Origin of the sequence: Methylohalobius crimeensis 10Ki (genome assembly GCF_000421465.1) — a bacterium.
Lineage (GTDB): Bacteria > Pseudomonadota > Gammaproteobacteria > Methylococcales > Methylothermaceae > Methylohalobius > Methylohalobius crimeensis.
This window is the reverse complement of the sequence record NZ_ATXB01000001.1, coordinates 2,374,055-2,398,953: the sequence shown is the minus strand read 5'-3', so window position 1 is coordinate 2,398,953 and position 24,899 is coordinate 2,374,055. Positions and strand designations below refer to the sequence as shown.

26 protein-coding genes and 1 tRNA gene are annotated in these 24,899 nt (G+C 58.9%); 6 read left to right on the top strand and 21 right to left on the bottom strand.

The genetic code is table 11. The annotated features are described in order from the left end of the window. Window positions 1–167: 167 nt before the first annotated feature. Window positions 168–3,017: a valine--tRNA ligase gene (locus tag H035_RS0111820; RefSeq protein ID WP_022949187.1), complete on the bottom strand. Its 2,850-nt coding sequence runs from the start codon at window positions 3,015–3,017 to the stop codon at window positions 168–170. A gap of 85 nt (window positions 3,018–3,102) precedes the next feature. Here H035_RS0111820 and H035_RS0111815 point away from each other — a divergent pair, with 85 nt between their 5' ends. The 3 genes from H035_RS0111815 to H035_RS0111805 all read left to right on the top strand — a co-directional run bounded on the left by H035_RS0111815 (window position 3,103) and on the right by H035_RS0111805 (window position 5,359). Beyond that, a complete protein-coding gene (locus H035_RS0111815; protein WP_022949186.1) occupies window positions 3,103–3,720 on the top strand; it encodes a DNA-3-methyladenine glycosylase family protein in 618 nt (205 codons plus the stop codon). Between the two features lie 19 nt (window positions 3,721–3,739). After that, window positions 3,740–4,057 carry a DMT family transporter gene (locus tag H035_RS0111810; RefSeq protein ID WP_022949185.1) on the top strand — a complete coding sequence of 106 codons (318 nt, stop codon included), beginning with the start codon at window positions 3,740–3,742 and terminating at the stop codon, window positions 4,055–4,057. 96 nt (window positions 4,058–4,153) lie between these two features. Beyond that, window positions 4,154–5,359, top strand: coding sequence for a nitroreductase family protein (locus tag H035_RS0111805; RefSeq protein WP_026596555.1), 1,206 nt, complete (start codon window positions 4,154–4,156; stop codon window positions 5,357–5,359). 12 nt (window positions 5,360–5,371) lie between these two features. Here the strand turns inward: H035_RS0111805 and H035_RS19500 are convergent, their stop codons facing one another. The 19 genes from H035_RS19500 to rplM form a co-directional block, all read right to left on the bottom strand. Beyond that, entirely contained in the window at window positions 5,372–5,776 is a 405-nt protein-coding gene (locus H035_RS19500; protein ID WP_022949183.1) for a DUF779 domain-containing protein, read from the bottom strand. Then, entirely contained in the window at window positions 5,776–7,296 is a 1,521-nt protein-coding gene (gene adh, locus H035_RS0111795; RefSeq protein WP_022949182.1) for an aldehyde dehydrogenase, read from the bottom strand. Before adh ends, H035_RS19500 begins: the two co-directional genes overlap by 1 nt. Before the next feature lie 151 nt (window positions 7,297–7,447). Further along, complete coding sequence (lon, locus tag H035_RS0111790; protein WP_022949181.1) at window positions 7,448–9,829, bottom strand: endopeptidase La; 2,382 nt, start codon at window positions 9,827–9,829, stop codon at window positions 7,448–7,450. 17 nt (window positions 9,830–9,846) lie between these two features. Next, the gene (locus H035_RS0111785; RefSeq protein ID WP_022949180.1) at window positions 9,847–10,254 is read right to left on the bottom strand and encodes an Hsp20/alpha crystallin family protein; all 408 of its coding nucleotides are present in this window, start codon (window positions 10,252–10,254) and stop codon (window positions 9,847–9,849) included. Between the two features lie 10 nt (window positions 10,255–10,264). Then, window positions 10,265–11,326: an alpha/beta hydrolase gene (locus H035_RS19495; RefSeq protein ID WP_235044575.1), complete on the bottom strand. Its 1,062-nt coding sequence runs from the start codon at window positions 11,324–11,326 to the stop codon at window positions 10,265–10,267. Next, a complete protein-coding gene (locus H035_RS0111775; RefSeq protein WP_022949178.1) occupies window positions 11,298–11,873 on the bottom strand; it encodes an IMPACT family protein in 576 nt (191 codons plus the stop codon). Before H035_RS0111775 ends, H035_RS19495 begins: the two co-directional genes overlap by 29 nt. Next, window positions 11,870–13,207, bottom strand: coding sequence for a nicotinate phosphoribosyltransferase (locus tag H035_RS0111770; protein WP_022949177.1), 1,338 nt, complete (start codon window positions 13,205–13,207; stop codon window positions 11,870–11,872). Before H035_RS0111770 ends, H035_RS0111775 begins: the two co-directional genes overlap by 4 nt. Continuing rightward, on the bottom strand, window positions 13,204–13,785 hold the full coding sequence (locus H035_RS0111765) for an isochorismatase family protein (RefSeq protein WP_022949176.1): 582 nt from the start codon (window positions 13,783–13,785) through the stop codon (window positions 13,204–13,206). Before H035_RS0111765 ends, H035_RS0111770 begins: the two co-directional genes overlap by 4 nt. Beyond that, the gene (ccmI, locus tag H035_RS0111760; RefSeq protein ID WP_022949175.1) at window positions 13,782–14,981 is read right to left on the bottom strand and encodes a c-type cytochrome biogenesis protein CcmI; all 1,200 of its coding nucleotides are present in this window, start codon (window positions 14,979–14,981) and stop codon (window positions 13,782–13,784) included. Before ccmI ends, H035_RS0111765 begins: the two co-directional genes overlap by 4 nt. After that, entirely contained in the window at window positions 14,978–15,454 is a 477-nt protein-coding gene (locus H035_RS0111755; RefSeq protein WP_022949174.1) for a cytochrome c-type biogenesis protein, read from the bottom strand. The genes ccmI and H035_RS0111755 overlap by 4 nt, the downstream gene beginning before the upstream one ends. Further along, on the bottom strand, window positions 15,451–15,981 hold the full coding sequence (locus tag H035_RS0111750) for a DsbE family thiol:disulfide interchange protein (protein ID WP_022949173.1): 531 nt from the start codon (window positions 15,979–15,981) through the stop codon (window positions 15,451–15,453). Before H035_RS0111750 ends, H035_RS0111755 begins: the two co-directional genes overlap by 4 nt. A gap of 1 nt (window position 15,982) precedes the next feature. Beyond that, complete coding sequence (locus H035_RS0111745; RefSeq protein ID WP_022949172.1) at window positions 15,983–17,956, bottom strand: heme lyase CcmF/NrfE family subunit; 1,974 nt, start codon at window positions 17,954–17,956, stop codon at window positions 15,983–15,985. Next, window positions 17,953–18,414 (bottom strand): cytochrome c maturation protein CcmE, encoded by a 462-nt coding sequence (gene ccmE, locus H035_RS0111740; RefSeq protein WP_022949171.1) that lies wholly within the window; start codon window positions 18,412–18,414, stop codon window positions 17,953–17,955. The genes H035_RS0111745 and ccmE overlap by 4 nt, the downstream gene beginning before the upstream one ends. After that, complete coding sequence (gene ccmD / locus H035_RS21400) at window positions 18,411–18,581, bottom strand: heme exporter protein CcmD (RefSeq protein ID WP_022949170.1); 171 nt, start codon at window positions 18,579–18,581, stop codon at window positions 18,411–18,413. The genes ccmE and ccmD overlap by 4 nt, the downstream gene beginning before the upstream one ends. Continuing rightward, entirely contained in the window at window positions 18,578–19,354 is a 777-nt protein-coding gene (locus H035_RS19490; RefSeq protein WP_022949169.1) for a heme ABC transporter permease, read from the bottom strand. The genes ccmD and H035_RS19490 overlap by 4 nt, the downstream gene beginning before the upstream one ends. 61 nt (window positions 19,355–19,415) lie before the next feature. Further along, window positions 19,416–20,096: a heme exporter protein CcmB gene (gene ccmB / locus H035_RS0111725; protein WP_022949168.1), complete on the bottom strand. Its 681-nt coding sequence runs from the start codon at window positions 20,094–20,096 to the stop codon at window positions 19,416–19,418. 44 nt (window positions 20,097–20,140) lie between these two features. Beyond that, a tRNA-Gln gene (locus tag H035_RS0111720) sits at window positions 20,141–20,214 on the bottom strand. A gap of 10 nt (window positions 20,215–20,224) precedes the next feature. Further along, the gene (gene rpsI / locus H035_RS0111715) at window positions 20,225–20,620 is read right to left on the bottom strand and encodes a 30S ribosomal protein S9 (RefSeq protein WP_022949167.1); all 396 of its coding nucleotides are present in this window, start codon (window positions 20,618–20,620) and stop codon (window positions 20,225–20,227) included. 10 nt (window positions 20,621–20,630) lie between these two features. Continuing rightward, entirely contained in the window at window positions 20,631–21,059 is a 429-nt protein-coding gene (gene rplM, locus H035_RS0111710; protein WP_022949166.1) for a 50S ribosomal protein L13, read from the bottom strand. A 171-nt stretch (window positions 21,060–21,230) separates the two neighbouring features. Here rplM and H035_RS0111705 point away from each other — a divergent pair, with 171 nt between their 5' ends. Continuing rightward, complete coding sequence (locus H035_RS0111705; protein WP_022949165.1) at window positions 21,231–22,604, top strand: KamA family radical SAM protein; 1,374 nt, start codon at window positions 21,231–21,233, stop codon at window positions 22,602–22,604. 19 nt (window positions 22,605–22,623) lie between these two features. On the opposite strand, the gene mobA is transcribed toward H035_RS0111705, so the two are convergent. After that, window positions 22,624–23,244 (bottom strand): molybdenum cofactor guanylyltransferase MobA, encoded by a 621-nt coding sequence (mobA, locus tag H035_RS0111700; RefSeq protein WP_235044574.1) that lies wholly within the window; start codon window positions 23,242–23,244, stop codon window positions 22,624–22,626. Between the two features lie 134 nt (window positions 23,245–23,378). Between mobA and proC the strand changes: the two genes are divergently transcribed. Next, complete coding sequence (gene proC / locus H035_RS0111695) at window positions 23,379–24,209, top strand: pyrroline-5-carboxylate reductase (RefSeq protein WP_022949163.1); 831 nt, start codon at window positions 23,379–23,381, stop codon at window positions 24,207–24,209. Continuing rightward, entirely contained in the window at window positions 24,206–24,784 is a 579-nt protein-coding gene (locus H035_RS0111690) for a YggT family protein (protein ID WP_022949162.1), read from the top strand. Before proC ends, H035_RS0111690 begins: the two co-directional genes overlap by 4 nt. Window positions 24,785–24,899: the final 115 nt, after the last annotated feature.

The window sequence follows — 24,899 nt, the reverse complement described above, 5'->3', positions numbered from 1 at the left end:
GAAATGGTTTTGATTGTTAAATCAGAACATTGGCTGATGATCAATATTTCTGATCGTTTGGGGGTATAGGATCAGAAATACTGGAAGCTTTTGGAAAACTTGGAATCTTTAGTGTGAAAGCCCGCTTTGAGCGGGCTTTCACGAGTTTAGAAGACGAGAAAGGAGGGTTAAAGCGCCTGAATCCGGGTCCGCTGTTCCTCCAGTCGGGATAGAGAAGCCTGCATTTCCTCCAGCTTTTGACGTTCCTTGGCGACCACCTCATCCGGAGCGCGCTCGAGAAATTTGGGATTGTTCAGTTTGCCCTCCACCCGGGGAAGTTCCTTGTTGAGTTTATCGATCTCCTTGGTCAGGCGCTGGAGTTCGGCCTCCTTGTCGATTAGCCCCGCCATGGGAATCAAGATTTTAAGTTCTCCCACCAGGGCGATGGCCGATTCCGGCGGGGTTTGGTCGGCGCCCAGCCAGTCGATCGATTCGATTCGCCCGAAGCGCTCCAAATAGGCGCGGTAAGCCTCCACACGCTGTCGGTCGAGGTCCATGCCTTGTTGCAGCAAGACCGGCAGGGATTTGCCCGGCGGAATGTTCATCTCGCCGCGGATTCGCCGCAGCCCCAGGATGAATGCTTGGAGCCAAGCGATTTCGCTTTCCGCGGCGTCATCCAGCGCCTCCGCGTCCGGTTCGGGGAAAGGTTGTTGCATGATCGTATCCCCATCGACGTCGGCGATGGGCGCCGCTGTCTGCCAGATCTCCTCGGTGATGAAGGGGGTGATCGGATGGGCCAGGCGCAGGAATGCCTCCAGAACTTCGATCAGGGTGCGGCGAGTGGCGCACTGCTGGGCTTCGGTGCCGGTTTGGAGGGACACTTTGGATAGCTCCAGATACCAATCGCAGTATTCGTCCCACAAGAATTCATAGATGGCGGCGGCGGCCAGATCGAATCGATACCCCTCGAGTGCGTCGGCGGCGGTTTGGATGACCCGTTGCAGGCGGGAGCGGATCCAACGGTCCACCGGCGTGTATTCCAGCACTACGTCGTCCGTGACGATCAATTCCCGGCCGTCGGTGTTCATGAACACATAGCGGGCGGCGTTCCAAAGTTTGTTGCAAAAATTGCGGTAACCCTCGATTCGGCCCAAATCGAAACGGATATCGCGGCCGGTGGTGGCCAGGGCGGCGAAAGTGAAACGCAAGGCGTCGGTCCCGTAGGAGGGAATGCCTTCGGGAAATTCCTGCCGGGTCTGCTGTTCGATCTTCTTGGCCATTTGCGGTTGCATCAAGCCGGCGGTGCGTTTTTCGACCAGGTCTTCCAGGGTGATGCCGTCGATCAAGTCGATGGGGTCGAGCACATTGCCCTTGGATTTGGACATCTTTTGGCCGTGGGCGTCGCGGATCAGACCGTGGATATAGACGTCGCGGAAGGGGACGTCACCCATGAACTTGAGGCCCATCATCACCATCCGCGCGACCCAGAAGAAGATGATGTCGAAACCGGTCACCAGCACGCTGGTGGGATAGAAACTCGCCAATTCCGGGGTTTCGTCGGGCCAGCCCAAAGTGGAGAAGGGCCACAGCGCCGAGGAGAACCAGGTGTCCAGCACGTCCTCGTCTTGGCGCAAAGACCGGTCGCCCAAATCATATTTGGCGCGGACTTCGGCTTCCGAATGGCCCACGTAGAGACTGCCTTCCTCGTCGTACCAGGCCGGAATCCGGTGTCCCCACCAGATCTGGCGGCTGATGCACCAGTCCTCGATGTTCTCCAGCCACTGAAAGTAAGTCTTGGCCCAGTTTCCGGGAATGAAGCGGATTTTGCCTTCCTCCACCGCCCGCATGGCCGGTTTCGCCAAGGGTTTGGTCTTCACGAACCACTGGTCGGTCAGATACGGTTCGACCACCGCCCCGGAACGGTCGCCGCGCGGCACCTTGAGCACGTGGTCCTCGATCTTTTCCAGCAGACCTTGTTGTTTCAGGTCTTCGACGATCCGTTGGCGAGCCTCGAAGCGGTTTAGGCCGCGGTAGGCCTTGGGTATGCAATCCGATGAAACTTGAGGCGAAGGGATTTTTTTCCCTTGGATATATTCGCCTTCAGGGCCCAAAGGAGACGTTACGAAAATATCCGCTTTTTCTGAGATTTTCCCATCGGGGGTCATTATATTGACTTGTATCAGTTGGTGACGCTTGCCCACATCATAGTCGTTGAAGTCGTGGGCCGGGGTAATCTTCACGCAACCGGTGCCGAATTCAGGATCCACGTATTCGTCGGTGATGATGGGAATTTCCCGATCCGCCAAAGGCAGCCGGACGGTCTTGCCGATCAAATCTCGGTAACGTTCGTCGTCGGGGTGGACCGCCACCGCCACGTCGCCGAGCATGGTTTCCGGACGGGTGGTGGCGACCACCAGGTGGCCGGAGCCGTCGGCGAGGGGATAGCGCATGTGCCACAGATGGCCCTTTTCCTCCTCGGCGACCACTTCCAGGTCGGAGACGGCGGTGTGGAGGACCGGGTCCCAGTTGACCAGCCGCTTGCCGCGATAGATCAGGCCTTCCTCGTAAAGCCGCACGAACACTTCGCGTACCGCCCGCGACAGGCCCTCGTCCATGGTGAAACGTTCCCGCGACCAATCCACCGACGCGCCGATCCGGCGCAGTTGGCGGGTGATGGTGCCGCCCGAGTGGGCTTTCCATTCCCAGATCCGCTCGATGAATCGTTGTCGGCCCAGGTCGTGACGGGTCTTGTCTTCCTTTTCCAGGAGCCTTTCCACCACCATCTGGGTGGCGATGCCGGCATGGTCGGTGCCCGGCTGCCAAAGGGTGTTGTCGCCCCGCATCCGGTGATAACGTATCAGACCGTCCATGATCGTATCCTGGAAGGCATGGCCCATGTGCAAGCTGCCGGTGACATTCGGCGGCGGAATCATGATGCAATAGGGTTGTCCTTTCCCGGAAGGCGCGAAATAGCCTTTCTCCTCCCAGGTTTTGTACCAGTGCTGTTCGATTTTGTGCGGATCGTAGGTTTTTTCCATGAGGATGCGGTCGACTTTGGTTTTGTAAAATCGTCAAATTTTAACATTCAATTTTACCGCGTTACGTTTCAGAGCGCTTTAATCCATGACCAGTCCAATTTATTGGCCTTTGGCCCAACGTCATCTCAGCCGGCAAGATCCGGTGATGGCCGATTTGATCCAACGCTATCCCGAGCCCCTGGTCCAGGGAGGCGATTCCTTTCACACCCTGGTCCGTGCCATCGTCGGCCAGCAGATTTCCATCCGTGCCGCCGACACCGTCTGGCAGCGCCTGGAAACCGCGGTGGAAGAGGTCGCGCCACAAAATATCCTGGCCTGTCCTCTGGAATCCTTGCGGCGAGCCGGCCTTTCGCGCGCCAAGGCCGATTATTTGCAGCAGGTGGCCGGATATTACCAGGAGCACCGCATCGATGATGCCTACTGGGAAGGGCGAAAATTCGACGAAGTCCGCCGGGAATTGCTCGGCATCAAGGGAATCGGTCGTTGGACGGTGGAGATGTTCGCCATCTTCCATTTGCACGAACCGGACATTTTTTCCCCCGCCGACATCGGCTTGCAGAAGGCCGTCGCCGGCCTCTATTTCGACGGCGCGCCGATGGACAAGCAGACACTGGACGCCTTTTCCCACCGCTGGCGTCCTTATCGCACCGTGGCCGCCTGGTACTTATGGCGCCATTTGGACCCGGTGCCGGTTTGTTATTGAGTGCAACAGGATAGAAACGATGCTCGCTTGGTTCATGTTGTTGTTGGCGATCTTGCTGGAAGTCTCCGGTACCCTGGCGATGAAGTTGTCCGACGGCTTCAGTCGACCCTGGTTTGCGGTTTCGACCGTTATTTTTTATCTGGCTTCTTTCGCAGTGTTAGCATGGGTGCTGAAGAGGCTGGAGATCGGCATCGCTTATGCCGTTTGGGCCGGCTTGGGAACGGTGCTGGTGGCGTTGTTGGGGGTGGTGATATTTCAGGAATCGATCTCTTGGATCAAAATGGTTTCCATGAGTTTGGTCGTGATCGGGGTGATCGGGCTTTATCTGGGGGCGTAGCGATTCGGCCTGGCCGGCGAGCGGGGCGAGAGACAGATGGAAAAGATGTTCGATGAAGGGCATCGGGAGTTTAACCTTCTATCGAAGGAGGCCGAAATGAGCTGTGAAAGACAACACGTCCAGGCGCCCATCCACCCATTGATGGCGAGTCGCTGGAGTACGCGCGCTTTCGATGCCCGGGCGGTGGAAACGGAAAAGTTGGCCGCATGTTTGGAAGCCGCGCGCTGGGCGCCGTCGTGCTACAACGATCAGCCCTGGCGTATTCTGGTGGCGGATCGTTACCACAATCACGAGGCTTGGCAGGACTTGTTCGACTGCCTCGCGTCGGGCAATCAAGCCTGGGCGCAGCGTGCGCCGGTATTGCTCTTGGCCTGTGCTTCGGGGCGATTCGGCCACAACGGTCAGCCCAATCGTTGGGGGCAGTACGATGCCGGTCAGGCGATGATGGCGCTCTGTCTGCAGGCGACCGCCCTGGGGCTAGTCACCCACCAGATGGGAGGTTTCGATCCGGAAGCGGCGCGGGGCAAGTTTGAAATTCCCGAGGATTTTAGCCTGATGAGCGTGACCGCCCTGGGGTATCCGGGCGATCCGTCGGTATTGGAGGACGAGGAATTGCGCGGCCGGGAACTGTCGCCGCGTCAGCGCAAGCCCTTGGAAGAGGTCGCCTGGGCGGGTTGCTTCGGCCAGTCCTTCGAGCCGCCCGCTCATGCCGCTTGGGAAGCCAGGTATCAGGAAACGCCTTCGGAGGCGTTACCCTGGTACCACCCCGAACTGGATCCGGATGTCGCCGCCGCATTGGAGCGATTGGAAGTCACGGGAGGTCGGGTGTTGGACTTGGGGACCGGTCCCGGCACCCAAGCGGTCGCCCTGGCCAAACGCGGCTTTCAGGTGGTCGCCACCGACGTTTCCGCCACCGCGCTGACAGGGGCGGCGGAATTGGCTAGCCGCGAAGGAGGAAGAGTGCATTTCGTCCGCGACGACATTCTCACTACCGGGCTCGATGAAATGTTCGATCTGATCGTGGATCGCGGTATCTTCCATATTTTCCCGCCCGAGGCTCACGCCGATTACCTCGACTCTCTGGATAAATTGCTCGAACCAGGAGGATATCTCTTGCTCAAGTGTTTCAGCCACCTTGAAACCCGCCCGGAAGGTCCGCCGGGACGTTATTCTCCCGAGGACATTAAGCGGATATTCGGCGGCCGATTTGAAGTCTTGGACGTGCGCGATTCGGCTTTCCGGCGCCCGGATGACAATGAGCCTCCCAAGGCTTTGTTTTGCGTGTTGCGGAAAAGAGAATGAAATGTCGGAGAATTAAGTCGTATTCCAGTTAAATTGTTGATGGCGTTCCGCTTCCAGCCGTCTCCACTCCTCGTCGTTGAACAGCCGCGAGCGGGTATGAAAACGAACCCCTTCCGGTCCTTCCAGGGAGAACATCCCGCCGCGGCCTGGCACCACGTCGATGATCAGTTGGGTATGCTTCCAGTAGCCGTACTGGGCTTTGCCGATGTAGAAAGGGCAGCCGCCGATTTCCCCCAGCAGGATGTCCTGATCGCCCACCAGGAATTCTCCTTCCGGGTAACACATGGGAGAACTCCCGTCGCAGCAGCCGCCGGACTGATGAAACATCAACGGGCCGTGTTTGGCCTTGAGTTTTTCGATGAGGGAGAGGGCGGCCTCCGTGGCGATCACCCGCCGAGGCGTTTCCGCTTCCGGCATCAAAACAACCCCAAGGGGTTGGCATCGTAGCTGACCAAGAGGTTTTTGGTCTGCTGGTAGTGGTCGAGCATCATTTTGTGGGTTTCGCGCCCGATGCCGGATTGTTTGTAACCGCCGAAGGCGGCGTGGGCCGGGTACAGATGGTAGCAGTTGGTCCACACCCTTCCGGCCTGGATGCCCCGGCCCATGCGATAGGCGGTGTTCATGTCCCGGGTCCAGACGCCGGCGCCCAGGCCGTACAAGGTGTCGTTGGCGATCTCCAGGGCTTCTTCCTCGTCGCGGAAGGTGGTCACCGCCAGCACCGGCCCGAAAATTTCCTCCTGGAAGACGCGCATTTGATTGTGGCCCTTGAATATGGTCGGCTGAATGTAATAACCGCCTGCCAGCTCGCCTTGCAGTTGGGCCCGTTCCCCGCCGATCAGGCATTCCGTCCCTTCCTGCCGGGCGATGTCGATGTAGGAAAGGATTTTTTCCATTTGCTCGGCGGAGGCTTGGGCGCCGATCATGGTTTCGGTGTCCAGGGGGTTGCCCTGGCGAATGGCTTTGACCCGTTCCAGTGCGCGGTGGATGAAATCGTCGTAGATGGATGCCTGAAGCAAGGCCCGAGACGGACAGGTGCAGACTTCACCTTGGTTGAGGGCGAACGAGGCGAAGCCTTCCAGGGCCTTGTCGACGAAGGTATCCTGCTTCGCGGTGACGTCCTCGAAGAAAAGGTTGGGGGACTTGCCGCCCAATTCCAGGGTGACCGGAATCAGGTTCTGGGAGGCGTACTGCATGATCAACCGCCCGGTGGTGGTTTCCCCGGTGAAGGCGACTTTGGCGATGCGCGAACTGCGGGCCAGGGGCTTGCCCGCTTCGACTCCGAAACCGTTGACCACGTTGACCACCCCGGGCGGAATCAGGTCGCCGATCAATTCCATCAATACCAGAATGGAGGCCGGGGTCTGTTCGGCCGGCTTGAGAACCACGCAGTTGCCTGCCGCCAGGGCGGGAGCCAGTTTCCACGAGGCCATCAACAAGGGGAAATTCCAGGGGATGATCTGCCCTACTACGCCCAAGGGTTCATGAAAGTGGTAGGCGATCGTGTCGGCGTCGATTTCGCAGACGCTGCTTTCTTGGGTGCGGATCGCCGAGGCGAAATAGCGGAAGTGGTCGGCGGCCAGGGGAATGTCGGCGGCCAAGGTCTCGCGGATGGGTTTGCCGTTGTCCCAGGTCTCTGCCACCGCCAACATTTCCAGCTGCTGTTCCATCCGATCGGCGATCTTGAGCAGGAGATCGGCGCGCCCTGCGGGCGAGGTTTTTCCCCAGGCATCCTTGGCCGCGTGGGCGGCATCCAGGGCTTTTTCGATATCCTCGGCGGTGGATCTGGCCACCTCGCAGAAAGGGGTTCCGGTGACCGGGGTGATGTTCTCGAAATACTGGCCATTGACGGGGGCGATCCAGTGCCCGCCGATGTAATTGTTATAACGGGAGTTGAAGTTGACTTTGGCGCCTTCGGTGCCGGGTGCTGCGTAAAGCATGAATTGCCTCCTCGGATCGATGTGAGTCGTGCTCATCCGGATTGTTTATTCTAAACCCAACGCCGGTCATTTATTAGAAAGTCCTTGCTTTGCCTTCCCTGCCGTCTCTCGAGTTTTCTTGACGATTATAGCCTCTCATCAAGGAAGGCGTCTAAGCTTGTTGCCCTTGGAGAACCGTCGGGCCGATGGCTTCCTCAATGGCTTGGTCCACGTTCTCCAGCCACACGAAGCGCAGTTTTTTTCGCGCTTCTTCCGGGATGTCGTCCCACTCCTTGCGATTGCGGGTCGGCAGCATGACGGTTTGGATGCCCGCCTGAAGGGCGGCGAGGACTTTTTCCTTGATGCCCCCCACCGGCAGCACCAGGCCGCGCAGGCTGATTTCACCGGTCATGGCCACGTCCGGGCGTACCGGTTTGTTGGTGAACAGGGACACCAGGGTCGTGAAGATCGCCACGCCGGCGCTGGGGCCGTCCTTGGGGGTGGCGCCGGCCGGGACGTGCACATGGACGTCGCTTTCGGCGAACAGCTTGGGATCGATATTCAATTGTTCGCAGCGGGCCTTGGCCAAGGTGAGGGCCGCCTGGGCGCTTTCCTTCATCACGTCGCCCAGGTGGCCGGTCAGGATCAGCTTACCGTTGCCCGGGGTTCGGGTGGCTTCGAGGAACAGGATATCGCCGCCCACCGAGGTCCAAGCCAAACCGGTGGCCACGCCGGGAATGCTCGTCCGCATCGCTACCTCGCTCTCGTAGCGGGGCGGACCGAGGATCTTTTTGACATCCTCCGAATGGAGGGCGATTTTATCCGCCTTGCCCTCGGCGATTCGGACCGCCGCCCAGCGGAAGACCGCGCCGATTTCCCGCTCCAGGTTACGTACGCCCGCCTCCCGGGTGTAGTGGTGGATGAGGGACAACAGGGCCTCGTCGTCGATTTCGCACTGCTCCGGGTCGAGGCCGCACGCCTCGAGTTGGCGCCGGACCAGATAACGGCGCGCGATTTGGAGTTTGTCGGTGTCGGTGTAGCCGGGAATTTCGATGATTTCCATCCGGTCGCGCAGCGGTCCCGGAATGGTATCCAGCACGTTGGCGGTGCAGATAAACATCACCTTGCTCAGATCGAACGCCACCCCCAGATAGTTGTCGGCGAAGTTGACATTTTGCTCCGGATCCAGGACTTCCAGCAGCGCGGCGGAGGGATCGCCGTGGAACGCGCCCATGCCGAGTTTGTCGATCTCGTCGAGCATCATCACGCAGTTGCGGGCTTCGGCCTTGCGGATCGCCTGGATGATCTTGCCGGGCATGGCGCCGACGTAGGTGCGCCGGTGACCGCGGATTTCCGCCTCGTCGTGAAGTCCGCCCAGGGCCACGCGCGTGAACTTGCGTCCGGTGGCTTTGGCGATGGATTGTCCCAATGAAGTTTTCCCCACTCCCGGGGGGCCGACGAAGCACATGATCGGTCCCTTGCCGGTGGGATTGAGCTTGCGTACCGCCAAATATTCCAAGATCCTGCGCTTAACCTTGTCCAAATCGTGGTGATCGGCGTCCAGGGTTTCGCGGGCCTCGGAGATATCCAGTTTTTCTTCCGTCTCCCGGGACCAGGGCATTTCCACCAGCCATTCCAGGTAGGTGCGCAGCATGCCGTATTCGGCTTGGGATTCGTGCATCCTCTCAAGCCGCTTGAGTTCTTTGAGCGTGTGTTCCTTCACTTCGTCGGACATACCGGCTTCTTCGACGGCCTGGCGCAGTTCCTCGATATCTTCCGCCTGCTCCTCTTCTTCGCCCAGCTCCTTTTGAATGGTCTTGAGCTGTTCGCGGAGCAGGAATTCCCGTTGGCGCTCATCCATGGTTTTTTGGGTTCGTTCGCTGATTTCCTTGGACAGGCGCAGCACCTCGAGGCGTTCGGTGAGATACTCGAGAAGCCGATCGAGGCGGGCGGTGACATCGGTGGTTTCCAGAAGCTTTTGTTTTTCCTCCGATTCGATGTCGATGAATGCCGCGATCATGTCCGTCAGCATCGCCGGCGAGGTGATCTGCTGGACCGCGTTGACCAGTTCGGAGGGAGCTTGCGGCATCAATTCCAGCGCTTCGCCGATCAGTTTCCGGAGCTCCAGTATGCGCGCCTCGATTTCGGCGCCGATTTCCTCTTCTTCCGAAATCGGCTCGATTTCCGCCACCAGAAAGGGATAGCCCTCCAGATATTGCTTGATTCGGAACCGCTCTTCCCCTTGACAGACGATGTGGTGAGTGTCGTCCGGGCCGGTCACATAGCGAAGGATGGTGGCGCTGGCGCCAACGGTGTAAAGATCGCTGGGCATCGGGTTGTCGATGCCGGGATCTTTCTGCAGCAGCAGACCCACCGGCTGTTCCGACTTGAGCGCTTGTTGGGCGGCGGCGATGGAACGGTCGCGGCCGATGCTCAAGGGAATGATCACGCCCGGAAACAGCACCACATTGCGGACCGGGATGATCGGAACGGTGTGCTCGGGCAGCTGCAGCGCGGTTTCCTTCTCTGGGGTTGGCTGTTGTGTTTCGGTCATGGCGGTGTCTATGTGTTTCAAATTCGTTTGCGAAAGCGAAGTTCCAGGCAACCGCAGTGGTAGCGGGAGTCTAGCAGCTCGTAATGTCCCGGAGGCAAATGAATGCGGCGTTCGAAACGACCGTAGGGGATTTCCAATCGGTGAACCCGGGTGGTGCCGGCCATCACCGGTGGCGGACGTTGCCCGGCAATCCTGAGCATCCCGCCTTCCAGGGTCACTTCCACCATCTCCGGCGAGATACCTGGAATGACCGCCGTGATGCGCAAATCATCGAAACCTTCGACGATATCCACGGGCGGCTCCCACGCAGGGAGCCGCCCGTGCGAACGCCGAATGTTGAACAGGAGCCGATTGCAGCGCTCGACTCTTTCCAGTATTTCGATGGCCTGAAGCCACATCCGTTCGAGCGGATCGGATCGGCGCACGGTATTGCCCTCAGTTGGGTTGCATGGTTGCCGTCTCGTAGCGGTTCGCGTCTCGTTCGGCCACCAGGGTTTCGATCCGCCGATCGGCGCCCGATGGAAGAGGGGCGTCGGGTGTCTCGATCCAGGCGAGGATATCGCGCCAATAACGCTCGGCGTCGAGATCCCGCAACAGCATATGATAGCCTTTCTCATACCAGGCAAGATGCACGGTGGCAGGATCGACCCGACGCAGGAACCGGCGTGTCGGAGACGGCGGTATGATTTCATCCTTGTCGCCATAGAGATACAGGGTGGGCGTGTCCAGCTTGGAGCCCGCCGTCATCGCTTGATCCATCAGATCGGTCAAGCCGGCGATGGCGCCGATGCGGGTTTCCTTGATCACCAGCGGATCGCGGCTCAGGGCGCGCAGCATATCCAGATTGTCCGAGGGCAGGATTCCCAATCCGTCGCCGGTCAAGGTCATCCATGGAACAAGGGCATTGGCCACCCACAACAGGCTGCGCTGATACCAGGGCATGGTCCAGCGTGCCCAGACCGCCGGGGCGGCCAGAATCAGGCCGTCGGTATGGACGTGCAGGCCCCGATTGGCGGCGAGGATGGCCACCGCCCCGCCCATGCTTTCTCCCAGGACATATAAAGGCGCGTCGGGATAGCGCCGGCTGAGCTCACCGGTGAAATCGATCAGGTCATCCACATACTGTTCCACACCGGCCCATCGACCCCGGCCTGATGTGGCGCCGAAGCCGCGTTGGTCGTAGGCGTATACGGCGATACCGTGGGCCCGGAAGAATCGCGCGGGTTCGTCGATGAAATGGCCGTAATCGTTGAATCCGTGGAGGGCGACGATCACCGCATTGGGTTTTCCCTTCGGCAGCCAGGAGTGAAGGGGTAGCGGCTTGCGGTCGTCGGTAATGTAATGCCGGGAAGTCAGTCTGGGTTCTACTTCAGCCGAGGGAGGGCGGGGCGTGCTGCAAGCATTCAGCAGCACCAGCAAGCTAAAGAGAGTGAGGTAAGTGATCTTCAATAGGTTTTTTTGCAACGTTCTAATACCGGGATCGGAGTAATTGTTCAACTGCTTCGACCTGGGTCTCGGGAACCCGTAAGACCGCGTTTACTCGGGCGCCGAATTCGGCGTCCACCACGCTTGCTCCGAGGGGGGCCAAGCGTTGTTCCAGGGAATGATAATCCGCGTAATCAATGGTCACTTCCAGGGTTTGGTACAAAATATGGGGTTGGATGACGGCGCTTTCAAGCACTTGACGCGCGGCTTGACCGTAAGCGCGGGCGAGCCCGCCTGCGCCCAACTTGATCCCCCCGAAATAGCGGATGACTGCCAGGGAGATGTTAATCAATTGCTTTCCTTGTAGGTGTTGCAATATTGGACGCCCTGCGGTTCCGGACGGTTCCCCGGCGTCGAAGCAGCGTTCGCGCAGTCCTTCCGCAGTTTGGATCCGCCAGGCATAAGTGATGTGACTGGCCTGGGGATAGTCGGCGTACAGTTGCTGCAGAAAATCCGCGAGGGTTTCCGTGTCGTCGCAAGGGGCCACGCTCGCGATAAAGCGCGAGCGTTTAATCACGTACTCGCTTGAGTAGGAACGGTCGACGGTGAATTCGCTCAAACCAGATTTAATCTGCGGTTGGTTTCGTCGGTCAAGCGTTGGAGGGCGGGAGAAATTTCGACCGGATAGTCGGCCGATTGTTCGATTTGCTCGAGGGCTTCGGGCAGTGCATCCAGCTGGTCCGCGCAGCGTGCTTGAATAGTCGCCAGCTTTTCCGCCGCCTCCAGGCGCTGTCCTTGCCGCATCACGGGTTGCAGCAGGGCCGCGCCGTCCTGCTTGTCGTCCAGGGTAGTGAGCACATCTTTCTCGAATCGACCGTTGGAATCGTAATAGCGAAAAACCTGCTTGCGTCCCGGCCAGGTTTGTTTGCCCTCCGAGACCTTGCGCCGCGGAACGCCGGCGTATTCCTGCAGCTTATAGGCGCAGTTGAGAAACGGGGCGTCGGTGGAGGTGGTGAGTTTGGTGCCCACCCCGTAGCCGTCGATGGGTGCGTGGTGCTCACTGAGTTGTTTCAAGGCGTATTCATCCAGATCGCCGCTGACCACGATCTGGACCGATTGGAGACCGGCCGCATCCAATTTTCGGCGCGTTTGGAACGCCAAGGCTTCCAGATCCCCGCTGTCGATACGAACCGCTTTGACGGGGATATTTTCTTTAGCCAATTGGGGTGCCAGGTCGACCACTTTATCCACTCCCGCCAGAGTGTCGTAAGTGTCGATCAAAAGAGTCACGTTGTTGGGTTGGGAACGGGCGAATCCTCGAAAAGCCTCGATTTCGTCGTCGTGGGCCATGATGTAGGAATGGGCCATGGTGCCGGAAATGGGGGTGCCGAATTCCATGCCGGCGAGCACGTTGGAAGTGGCGGCGAATCCCGCCAGATAGGCGGCTCGGGCGGCCAATAATCCGGCCTCGAATCCGTGGGCGCGGCGCAGGCCGAAATCCACCAGGTTTTTGCCCGGGGCGGCGAGCACGCAGCGGGCCGCCTTGGAAGCGATCAGACTCTGAAATTGAAGCAGATTGATCAGGCGCGGCTCCACCAATTGGGCTTGGGGCAGGGGGGCGGTCACGCGCAAGACGGGTTCGTCGGGAAAAAAAATCGTCCCTTCCGGCATGGCGTCCACATCGCCGGTGAAACGCAGGGTCGCCAACCAGTCGATGAATTGCGCGTCGAAATAGCCGGTTTGCGCCAGATAAGCGCATTCATCGGCGGTAAATGCCAGATTCTCCAGATATTGAAGTGCCTGCTCGAGTCCCGCCGCGATCAGAAAATTGCGGCGGGAGGGAAATTTGCGCACGAACAACTCGAACACGGCGGTCTCCTCCATGCCTTCGTACCAATAGCCTTGCAGCATGGTGAGCTGATACTGGTCGGTGAGGAGCACGGATTGGTTCATGCCAGATCCTGAAGAGTAATGAAACGAGTTTCCAGGCGTTGCATTTCGTCCAAAGCTTTTTGTTCGTCGCCGGGGTTGATGTTGACGGCGCGGACCGCATCGCGTAGCAGGAACACTTGATAGCCGCAGCTGCGGGCGTCCCGTACCGTATTGAGGACACAATAATCGGTGGCCAATCCGCCGATGAAAAGACGCTTCATGCCCAGTCGTTGGAGCTGCCTGTCCAGGTCGGTTCCGTCAAAGCCGGAATAGGCTTCTCTCTCCGGCTCGGTGGCCTTGGAGATGATTCGCGTTTCGCTGGGCAAGCAGAGCTCGGAAGGGAATTGGGCGCCGTGGGTTTCGGCGATGCAGTGAGGCGGCCAAGGCCCGCCCCGCGATTGGAACGAACAGTGGTGGGAAGGATGCCAGTCGCGGGTTGCGAGGATCGGGAGTCCTTCGGCCGTGAATCGGTCGATGTAATGATTCAAAACAGGGATGATTTGATCCCCCTCCGGGATCGCCAGCGTGCCGCCTGGAAGAAAATCGTTTTGCACGTCGACGACGATCAAAGCGTCGGTGCTTGGTTGCAACTCGATCATGATCGAACCTCGTCGATGACGATGACGTGGGGTTCATCATCAGTGATCGACACCGGATTTGTCCAGCCCTCCAGATCGCCGGGTGCACCCTTGGCGTTGCCGGATTTGGCCACCCGAGCGCCGAGAACGACGCGATCGAAATTGGAAAGCTTCATCTGCGGCATCATGGCCATGGAGTCATCCAAGATCACCGTCACCGGCAGATCTTTCACCCGCTTGCGGACGATGGCCAGGGGCATGGGAGGGCCTTGGGCGGCGCGAGCGAAAATATAGACCTGATCTTCGGGGGTGGCGTGGGAGAGCAAATCGGGTGCCAGTTGCACTTTGGCCCGCACTTGGACAGTCGTCGTCGCGGTCGGCTGGGCATCCAGGGCAAGTCCCGCCTTGGTGATCATCGCGCGCAGCTGTTCAGCCGAGGAGCTCCCCGGCGGCATCTGATCGAGCAAGGCTTGCCAATGTCGGCGCGCTTGCTCCCGATCGCCGGCATGGAGCGCCGCCAGGCCCGATAGCCACAAGGCATAGGGGTGCTTGGGATCGGCGTCGAGGATCTCCCGTACCAATTGAAGCGGCTTGCCGCGCAAATCTCCCTGTTGACGCTGGGCCAGCACTTCGGCATAGCGGGCCTTCAGATCCAAATCCTCGGGAACCAGGCGCAAGGCCTGCTCGTACGCGTTTTGGGCTTCATCCAGCCGATTCATGGCCTGGAAGGAGCGGGCCAGCAGCATCCATCCCCGAGGATCGTCGGGGTTGTCCCGGAGGCGTTGTTTCAGCCGTTCGATACCGGCTTGCAAAGAGTCGGGTACGTTTTGAGATGGGGCTGAATTGACGCCGGCCCCGATCAGGTCCGGACGTCCGAGACCGAAATAGAGGGCCAAGGCGATCATCGGCAATATCGCCAAAGTGACGGCGATGGAGGTCAGTCCCTGGAAGCCTTCGGCGCGCTTGGCTTCGGGGCGAGGGGATGCCGCATCGAGCAATTCCCGGTCCAATTCGGCGACCAGTTGATCGAATTCATGGGAAGAAAGTTTTCCTTCGCGCCGTTCCTGCTCCAGTTCGAGGCGGCGGCTGCGGTGAACGTTCAAATTGGCGTTCAATTGAGCTTGATCGTCCACCTTGGGTGGGCGACGCAAACTCCACCAGAATAGGGCATAAGCCAGCAACACCAGGCCGGCTGCAACGAGCCAAAAAGTGGTCATGGGTTATCTTGTCGGTCTTTTAATAGGGAATCCAAGCGGCGGCGTTCTTCTTCGCTCAAGGCCGAAGGGGTCTCAGGCCGGCGCTTGCGGGTGAGGAACCAGAGAATGAATATCCCTCCCAATAAAGCGATGAAGGGGCCGAACCAGAGCAGGGCGGTGGTGGTTTTCACCGGCGGTCGGTAGAGGACGAAGTCTCCGTATCGGTTGACCAGGAAGTCGATGATTTCCCGGTCGTCCTTGCCGGCCATGAGCATGGTATAGACCTCGTCGCGCAAATCCTCGGCCAGATCCGCCTTGGAATCGGCCAGGGATTGATTTTGGCAAACCAGGCAGCGAAGTTCTTCGATCAGGTCTTGATAACGGGCTTCCAATCGGGGGTCGGGGAATTCGCGTACTTCTATACCTGCCCAGGCCGGGGCGATTAAAAGATTGAGGAAGAGGGCGAGAAACAGGCTGGGTAAAGTAAAGGTCACGATTGCTTCTCCAGGTAGCGTACCAAGGGGGCCAGCTTTTCCTCCCAAATCTGGGCAGTAACGGGACCGATATGCTTGTAGCGGACGATGCCGTGTCGGTCGATGACGAAGGTTTCCGGAACGCCGTAAACGCCCCAATCGATGCCCACCTTGCCGTCGGCATCGAAGGCGCTCAACCGATAGGGATTGCCGGAGTGTTCGAGGACCGACCGGGCGGCGGCCCGACTATCCTTGTAATTCAGCCCGATGAGCGTCACCTCGCCTCGGCGGGCCAGATCCATCAGTACCGGATGTTCCTGCCGGCAAGCGGTGCACCAGGAGGACCAAACATTAAATAAGGTGACTCGGCCTTGGAAAATTTCCTCGGAGACGGGCTGCTCGGCGTTGTCAAGGCGCGTCAGTTGAAATCCGGGCGCCGGTTTTCCGACCAAGGGGGAAGGCACCTCGCGCGGATTCAAAGTGAGACCCACGCCGAGAAGAATCAGCAAACCGATGAATAATCCTAGGGGCAAAATATATTTGAGCATGTCAGGGTGATACGGTGATGGATTGATCCGTTGCCTCAACCCGGCGGGTCGCCTGGGCAGCTCGATAGCGCCGGTCAGTGGCGGCCAACCCGCCTCCCAGCATCATCAACAAACCGCCCAGCCAGATCCAGCGGATCGCGGGTTTGACGTAGAGGCGCACGCTCCAGGCTTCGCCGTCGAGGGATTCCCCGAGGGCGACGTAAAGATCGCGTCGCAGGGACGGATCGATGGCGGCCTCGGTCATGATGTTGCGTTGGACGCGGTAAAACCGCTTTTCCGGTTCGAGAATCGCGATCCGTTCGCCGTTTTTGCGTACCTCGAATTGCCCGATATCCGCCCCGTAATTGGGCCCGTCGATCTCACGAATACCTTGGAAGGCGAAGGTGTAGCCGGCCAGCTCCACCGATTCTCCCGGCGCCAAACGGACGGTTTTTTCCACGCTGAACTGATTGGAAAGGGCCACCCCGATCAGGAATACCGCCAAGCCGAAGTGGGCCAGGATCATGCCGTAAAAGCTGCGGGGTTGTTTCCAACCGGCCACACCGGGGCGGTTGCGCACCCGTTGCCACAAGGGTAGGAGGGCGGTGGCGGCCAGCCAGAAGGCGCAGCTCAAGGCGGCCAGGGTTTTAAGATGGGTGGGATCGAACCAGATCGCGCTTACTACGGCGGCGATCACCATGCTGGCCGGAATCAGCCATCGCACCTGGCGCCACAGGCGGGACAACTGCCCTTGTCGCCAGGCCACCAGCGGGCCGATGCCGGCGAGCAAGAACAGGGGCGCGGTGAGGGGAGTGAACACGCTGCCGAAATAGGGCGGTCCCACGGAGATTTTGCCCAAGCCCAGGGCGTCCAGCACCAGTGGATACAGGGTGCCCAGCAAAACGCTGGCGCTGGCGGTGACCAAGAGAATATTGTTGAGCAGCAGCAGGGCTTCCTTGGAGAACCAGTGGAAGCGGGCGTGATCTTTGACCGTGGGCGCGCGCAGGGCATACAGAAGCAGCGAACCGCCGATCACCAATCCCAGGAAGATGAGGATGAATACCCCCCGTTCGGGGTCGGTGGCGAAAGCGTGCACCGAAACCAGAACCCCGGAACGCACCAAGAACATGCCCAGCAGGCTCAGGGAGAAAGCGAAGATGGCCAACAGCACGGTCCAGGCCTTGAAAGCGCCGCGTTTTTCCGTCACCGCCAGACAGTGGATCAAGGCGGTGGCCATCAGCCAGGGCATGAAGGAGGCGTTCTCCACCGGATCCCAGAACCACCAGCCGCCCCAGCCCAGTTCATAGTAAGCCCACCACGAGCCGAGGGTGATGCCCAGAGTGAGAAACGCCCATGCCACCAGGGTCCAGGGACGCGACCAGCGTGCCCAGGCGGCATCGAGGGAACCCGAGAGAAGGGCGGCGATGGCGAAACTGAAGGGAACCGCCATGCCCACGTAGCCCATGTAAAGCATGGGCGGATGGACCGCCAGACCGAAATCCTGCAGGAGCGGATTGAGATCCTGACCGTCCATCGGTGCCGGCACGATCCGTTCGAAGGGATTGGAGGTGAGCAGGATGAACAGGAGGATGCCCACGCTGATCAGTCCCAATACCCCCAGCACGCGGGCGACGAAGGGTTCGGAAAGCCCTCGGTTGAAAATGCTGACCGCACAGGTCCACAGCCCCAGAATCAAGGCCCATAAAAGCACCGACCCCTCGTGGGCACCCCAAACGGCGGTGATTCGATAAAACAGGGGTAAGGCCGTATTGGAATGCTGGGCGACGTAGAGCAACGAAAAATCGTTCACCACGAAACTCTGTACCAGGCAGTAGAACGCCACGCCCAGGAACAGGCACTGGGCGCGAGCGGCCGGGCGCCCCACCGTCATCCAGGTTGGCAACCGGAAGAGGGTTCCGGCGAGAGGAAAAAAGGCCTGCAGGGCCGCCATCAACAAAGCCATGATCAAGGCCAATTGGCCGATTTCCGCAGTCATGGGCGCACCTCTTTGAAATCATCCACGGGCGGAAGTTTGCCGCTTTTTTCGAGCGCTTCGGCCACTTCCGGCGGCATATAATTTTCATCGTGCTTGGCAAGGACCTGGGATGCTTTGAAAAGGCCATCCGATTGGAGTTGGCCGATGGCGATGATGCCTTGGCCTTCCCGGAATAAATCCGGCAGGATCCCTTCATGAAACACGGTGACTCGAGCGCTTCCGTCGGTGAGGATGAACCGCACCGCCAGGTTGTCGGGATTGCGCCGGACACTGCCTTCTTCCACCAAGCCCCCGACCCGGAAGGCATAGCCGGTGGGGGCCTCTCCCGCTTCGATTTGGGACGGCGTGTAAAAATACAAAAGATTTTTCTGAAATGCCGCCAAGGCCAGGAAGGTCGCTACGCTGACGCCGATTACGATGACGCCGACCAGGATCATACGCCGCCTACGAGGGGTCATGAAGGTAAATCCTCTTGCCGATAAAGTCGTTTTAATTTGCGCATGACTTCACGCCGTTTGAGCCAGGGAGTGATCAGGTTCCAAACCAGCACCCCAGCGGCCAGGCCGTATGCGCTCCAGACATAAGCGCCGTAACCGCCCATGTGAAAGAATTCGGGCCAGTTCATGGGGTGGCCTCCTGGCTCTTTGAGAGGTTAGGCTTGTCGGAGTTCCCGAACAGTTCCTGCACCCAGCGGCTGCGTCGCTCGCGCCACAGAAGTTCGGACCGCGCCCGCAGGAGCAGCACGGTGAAGAAATACAGCTGGAAAGCCAAGGCCATGAGCAGCAACGGCCAAAGCATGCTGATATGCATGGCCGGTTTGTCGAAGCGGGTCACCGTGGGTCCCTGATGGAGGGTGTTCCACCATTCCACCGAGTAGTGAATGATGGGAATGTTGACGCTGCCCACGATGGCCAGGATCGCACCCGCCCGGGCGGCGATGCGAGGGTCTTCGATGGCGGCCTGGAGGGCGATGTAGCCCAAATAGAGAAACAGCAGAATCAGTTCGGAAGTCAGGCGCGCATCCCAGACCCACCAGGTGCCCCACATGGGTTTTCCCCAGATGGAACCGGTGGCCAGCGCCAAGAAGGTGAAGGAGGCGCCGATGGGAGCGGAGCCGGCCGCCATGATGTCGGCCATTTTAATGTTCCAAATCAGGCCGATACCGCCGGCCACGGCCATGAAAACGTATATGAACAGTGACATCCAGGCGGCGGGGACGTGGACGAATATGATCCGGTAGCTGTCCCCTTGCTGATAGTCGGTCGGGGCGATCCACAGCCCCAAATATAAACCGGCGATCAAAAGCGCCGCGGTGGCGGCACCCAGCCATGGAATCCACGCGCCGGTAATGCGATAGAAATGTTTGGGAGAAGCCAGTTTGTGCAGGAACGCCCACATAATTCTTGCGTCCGATTGATTTCGAATAAAAACTAAAATGATACCAAAAAAAGCCACCTCATCAGCTTAAACTGATTCGCACCGCTGCCGCCAGGGCGATCGGTACCAGCGTCAGAGCCAGGGCCAGAAGGGAGGCCAGGAAGTACAATTGCCCGGAAATCGGCATGCCGACCGTCGCCGCCGTCACCGCGTTGGTGGCGAAGATCAGGACTGGAATGTACAAGGGCATGACCAACAGCGTGAGCAGGACGCCGCCGCGCTGCAATCCGACGGTCAGGGCCGTTCCGATGGCGCCGATCAGGCTCAGCAGGGGCGTACCCAGAGCCAAGGTTTCGATCAAGGCCCATTGGCCGGCGGCGGGTAGATCGAGCAAAAGCCCCAGCAGCGGTGCCAAAAGCAGCATCGGCAGGCCGCTGACCAACCAGTGGGCCAGGACCTTGGCCAGGATGAGCACGGCCAGGGGATGGGGACTGAGGAGCAATTGCTCCAAAGTGCCGTCCTGGAAATCGTTGCGGAAGAGGTTCTCCAGCGAGAACAAGGCGGCCAGCAAGGCGGCGATCCACACCACCCCGGGAGCGATGATGCGAAGGATATCCGGTTCCGGACTGATGCCCAGCGGATAGAGGCTGACAATCATTAAAAAAAACAGCATGGGATTGGCCAGTTCCCCGCGGTGGCGATAGGCCAACACGAGATCCCGGCGCAACACCGCCCAGAAAGCCAGCAAAGGAGAATTCAGCATGGATGATGTAAAAAAGCCGCCTGGAAGGGCGGCTTTCGGCTTGATGGCTGGGGGACCAGGATTCGAACCTGGGTTAACGGAGTCAGAGTCCGTTGTCCTGCCGCTAGACGATCCCCCAATAATCCGAATCAGCGCTTCGAGTATTGCGGCCGCTTCCGGGCTTTGTGCAAGCCGATTTTCTTGCGCTCCACTTCGCGGTCGTCCCGAGTCACGTAGCCCGCCTTGCGTAGCGGCGAGCGAAGCGTCTCGTCGTAATCGATCAACGCTCGGGTGATGCCGTGGCGAATGGCGCCCGCCTGGCCGGTGGGACCGCCGCCCTTGACCGTAATCATCAGATCGAACTTGTCGGTCATTTCCACGCATTCGAGCGGCTGGCGAACGAGCATGCAATCGGTTTTGCGACCGAAATAGGAATCCAGGGGCTTGCGGTTCACCAGGATTTGCCCCGAACCGGATTTTACAAAGACGCGCGCGACGGCATTCTTGCGGCGTCCGGTGCCATAGTTGTGTTGGATTTGTGCCATGGTTCTTTACTTACAGTTCCAAAACTTGGGGTTGTTGGGCGTGATGATTGTGTTGCGGTCCCATATATACCTTGAGTTTGCGGAACATGGCGCGGCCCAGGGGGTTCTTGGGCAACATCCCGCGAATGGCGTTTTCAATGATCCGTTCCGGATGCTCGGCGCGTTGTTTGCCCAGGGTGCGCGACTTGATCCCGCCGGGGTAACCGGTGTGGTGGTAGTAGACTTTATCTCTTTCTTTGTTGCCCGTCACCCGGACTTTTTCCGCATTGATCACGATGATGTAATCGCCGGTATCCACATGGGGGGTGTATTCGGGTTTGTGCTTCCCCCGCAGACGCCGGGCGACTTCGCTGGCTAGGCGCCCCAATGTCTTCCCTTCGGCGTCGATGACGTACCAGTCGCGTTTCACTTCGTGAGGTTTGGCGCTAAAGGTTTTCATTGTACTCCTTCTATAGATCAATCTTTGGGGCTTAGTAGAAACGAGAAATGTTAGAAGATCTGAAAGGCGAATGCAAGAGAAATTCGGTATTTGAGAAATGCGGCAACTTGAAATGAGCACCGGATTTATGTTTCGGTATACCGATTTTGGTTTAGCAGGAGAGACAATATCATGCAGCAGACCGCCGTTTTGCAACCTCGATCTTACGCGCGACCTAGTCGCCGTTTCGAGGTTTATACCTTATCCGATCTGGAGCGAGGACGCATTTCGCCCATTGCTAAATTGCCTCGAGAAACGCGTTTTGCCATGCAGGTTGTCGCGCAAGTCCTGCCATTCCGAGTGAACGCATACGTGGTCGAGGAATTGATCGATTGGGGCAGGGCTCCCGACGACCCCATCTTTCAATTGACGTTTCCCCAACCGGATATGCTGGCGCCGGAAGATTTTTCCGCTCTGGCCGATCTCTTAAGCCGAGGCGCTTCCAAGGCCGAAATTCAAGCCCGGGTTCAGGCGATTCGCCAAACCCTCAATCCGCATCCGGCCGGGCAGATGGAATTGAATATGCCGCGCGACGAGGAAGGCAATCCGATCAACGGCTTGCAGCATAAATATCGGGAAACGGTGCTGTTTTTCCCCAGCCAAGGACAGACCTGCCACAGTTACTGCAGTTTTTGTTTCCGTTGGGCGCAATTCGTCGGCGATCGGGAGCTGCGCATCGCCAGCCGGGAGTCGGATACCTTGCATAGGTATCTCCGCAAGCATCCGGAAGTGACCGATGTGCTGATCACCGGGGGAGACCCCATGGTCATGAAAACCAAGCACCTGGAAAATTATTTGCTGCCGCTGCTTGGCCCGGAATTCGACCATGTTCGGACGATTCGTATCGGCACCAAATCCTTAAGCTTTTGGCCTTACCGTTATTTGACCGATAATGATAGCGACGATTTGCTCCGTCTGTTGGAGAAGCTGGTCCGAGGTGGCAAACAGGTGGCTGTGATGGCGCATTACAACCATTGGCAGGAGCTGGAAACCGACGCGGCCCGCGAGGCGATCGAACGGGTGCGGGCCACGGGTGCGATGATCCGTTCTCAGGGACCTTTGCTTGCCCACATCAATGACGATCCTGATGCGTGGGCGCGGCTTTGGCAGACCCAAGTCGAATTGGGGATCTCACCTTATTATATGTTCGTGGAGCGCGATACCGGTGCGCGGCGCTATTTCGAGGTGCCCTTGGCGCGCTGTTGGGAGATTTACCGAGAAGCGATCCAACAAGTTTCCGGCTTGGCGCGCACGGCTCGAGGCCCCAGCATGAGTGCCGGTCCGGGTAAAGTGGAAATTCAAGGAGTCACCCGAATCGGCGATGAGAAAGCATTCGTGCTCCGGTTTCTCCAAGGACGCAATCCCGACTGGGTGCAGCGGCCCTTCTTCGCGCGCTACGACGATCGGGCCACCTGGCTGGATCAATTGCGCCCCGCTTTCGGCGAGGATCGGTTCTTCTTCGAACCCGAGTACGACGCCATGCAAGGGGTGGTTAAGGCTGCCTAGGCGGGGGCATCGGGTGCGTTCATGCGCCATGTCCGTTCAGCTGTTTGGCCAAGGCTTCAAGTTCTTCCGGCGTGTTGATATTGGCGAACTGGCCGGGACGGTCGCCGCAGTCCACTGGGGACCAAGCATGGCGCTTTACCCAACGATCGACTTTTCGCTTTCCGGCATTCAGGTAGGCCGCCAAATCATCGGCCAAACCGGTGCGTAAGGCCATGACCACCGGATGGAGGCGTTCGCCGTCGTGGGCGAGGGCGATATCCACCTGGTTTTCCATCAGTGCGCGAAGCAATCGGGTCAGGGTCGCCGTTTCCAGGCGAGGGCTGTCGCAGGGGATTACCACCAGGTACGGGGTGTCCGCCGCCTTCAGCGCGGTGAGGATGCCGGCCAAGGGCCCCTGAAAACCCGTCACTTCGTCGCTGATCACCGGCACGTCGAAATCCCGATAATCCTCAAGGGAACGGTTGGCGTTGATCAGCAGCCGGCCGCATAGCGGACGAAGAATGTCGAGCGCGTGGGCGATCAGAGGCCTGCCGGCGCATTCCAGCAAGCCTTTATCCCGGCCTGCCATGCGGCGTGCTCGGCCGCCGGCCAGAATGACGCCGGTCACTTGATCGGGGGCGGGCATCGTCGTTGTAGCCATGAGGGGTAAACAAGTGTTGAGCTTTTTTAACAATCTAGCCCACGTTAGAATAGCCGGGCACACCGGGTGCGTGAACTTTAATTTTTTCGATGGGGGTTTAGTGTATCCATCATCGTTTTGGAGAGGCAATCATCATGGAACAGGGTAGGATCGGCTTTATCGGTGCCGGCAATATGGCGAGCAGTCTGATCGGCGGGTTGCTGGCCGACGGCGTGCCCGCCGATAGCATTTGGGTATCCGCCACCGGGCAGGACAAACTCCGGCTTTTGGCGAATCGCTGGGGAGTGCATACCACCACCGATAACCGGGAGTTGGCATCCTGCTGCGATAGCGTGGTGCTGGCGGTCAAGCCCCAACAAATTCGCGCGGTGGCCGAGGAAATCGCGCCCCTGGTTCAGGAGCGTAAGCCATTGATGGTTTCGGTCGCCGCCGGCGTGCTGGAGCGGGATTTGGAGCGCTGGCTGGGAGAAAAGGTGCCGATCGTGCGTTCCATGCCCAATACCCCGGCATTGGTTCAATCCGGTGCCACCGGCCTGCATGCTAACGCGTGGGTGAGTTCGGAGCAGCGAGACCGGGCCGAATCCTTGCTGCGGGCGGTGGGTTTGACGATGTGGGTCGAACAGGAAGATCTGTTGGATGCGGTGACCGCGGTTTCCGGATGCGGTCCGGCCTATTTTTTCTTCCTCATGGAAGCGTTGGAAAAGGCCGGTTGCCGGTTGGGGCTGGACGCCCAAACCGCAAGATTGCTGGTGGAGCAAACCGCCTTGGGGGCGGCCAAGCTGGCCCTGGAAACCCAGGCCGGTCCGGAGGAATTGCGCCGCCGGGTCGCCTCTCCTGGCGGCGTGACCGAAAAGGCCTTGTCGGTGTTGCAGGCAGGAGACTTTGAAGGGCTTATCGACAAAGCCCTGGAAACCGCCAGAGCGCGGTCGAAGGAACTATCCGAACAATTGGGAGAAAAAGCATGAACGGCTATCTGGCCAATCCGGCGGTCTTTCTGGTCAATTCCGTCTTCGAATTATATGTTTTGGCGGTGCTGTTGCGCTTTTTGTTCCAATTGGTGGAAGCGGAGTTTTACAACCCGGTTTCTCAATTTCTGGTCAAAATCACCCATCCGCCGCTTAAAATTCTGCGTCGCTTCATCCCTTCCATCGGTCGGGTGGATACGGCGGCCATCGTCCTGATGTTGGCGGTCAAGATGCTGGGGGATTTTCTGGTCTTTCAGCTCCAGGGAGGCGGTGCGGTTGGTATCGGAATTCTGACCGGCTCCGCGGCGGTGCAATTGGTCAGTCTGACTTTCAATGTATTTATTTACGCTATTATTATCCAAGCGATCCTGAGCTGGATTAACCCCGACCCGTACAATCCGGTGTATTCCCTGTTAGCCGATCTGACCGAACCCGTCTTGCGTCCGTGTCGCCGCTTGATTCCCACCCTGGGCGGCCTGGATCTCTCTCCCCTGATTGCCCTGATAGGACTCCAGTTCTTGAAAATTCTGATCATTCCGCCGTTGCATCAATTGGCCTTGATGCTGACGTTCTAAACGCTCGAACGGATCGAAGAGGCGGAAATTCGTCATGGATATCGCACTCTTTCATTTCTTCCGCAATTTTTAGACTACACTTTTGTTAAGCCCGATTGGGCTTTAGTGCCACTGA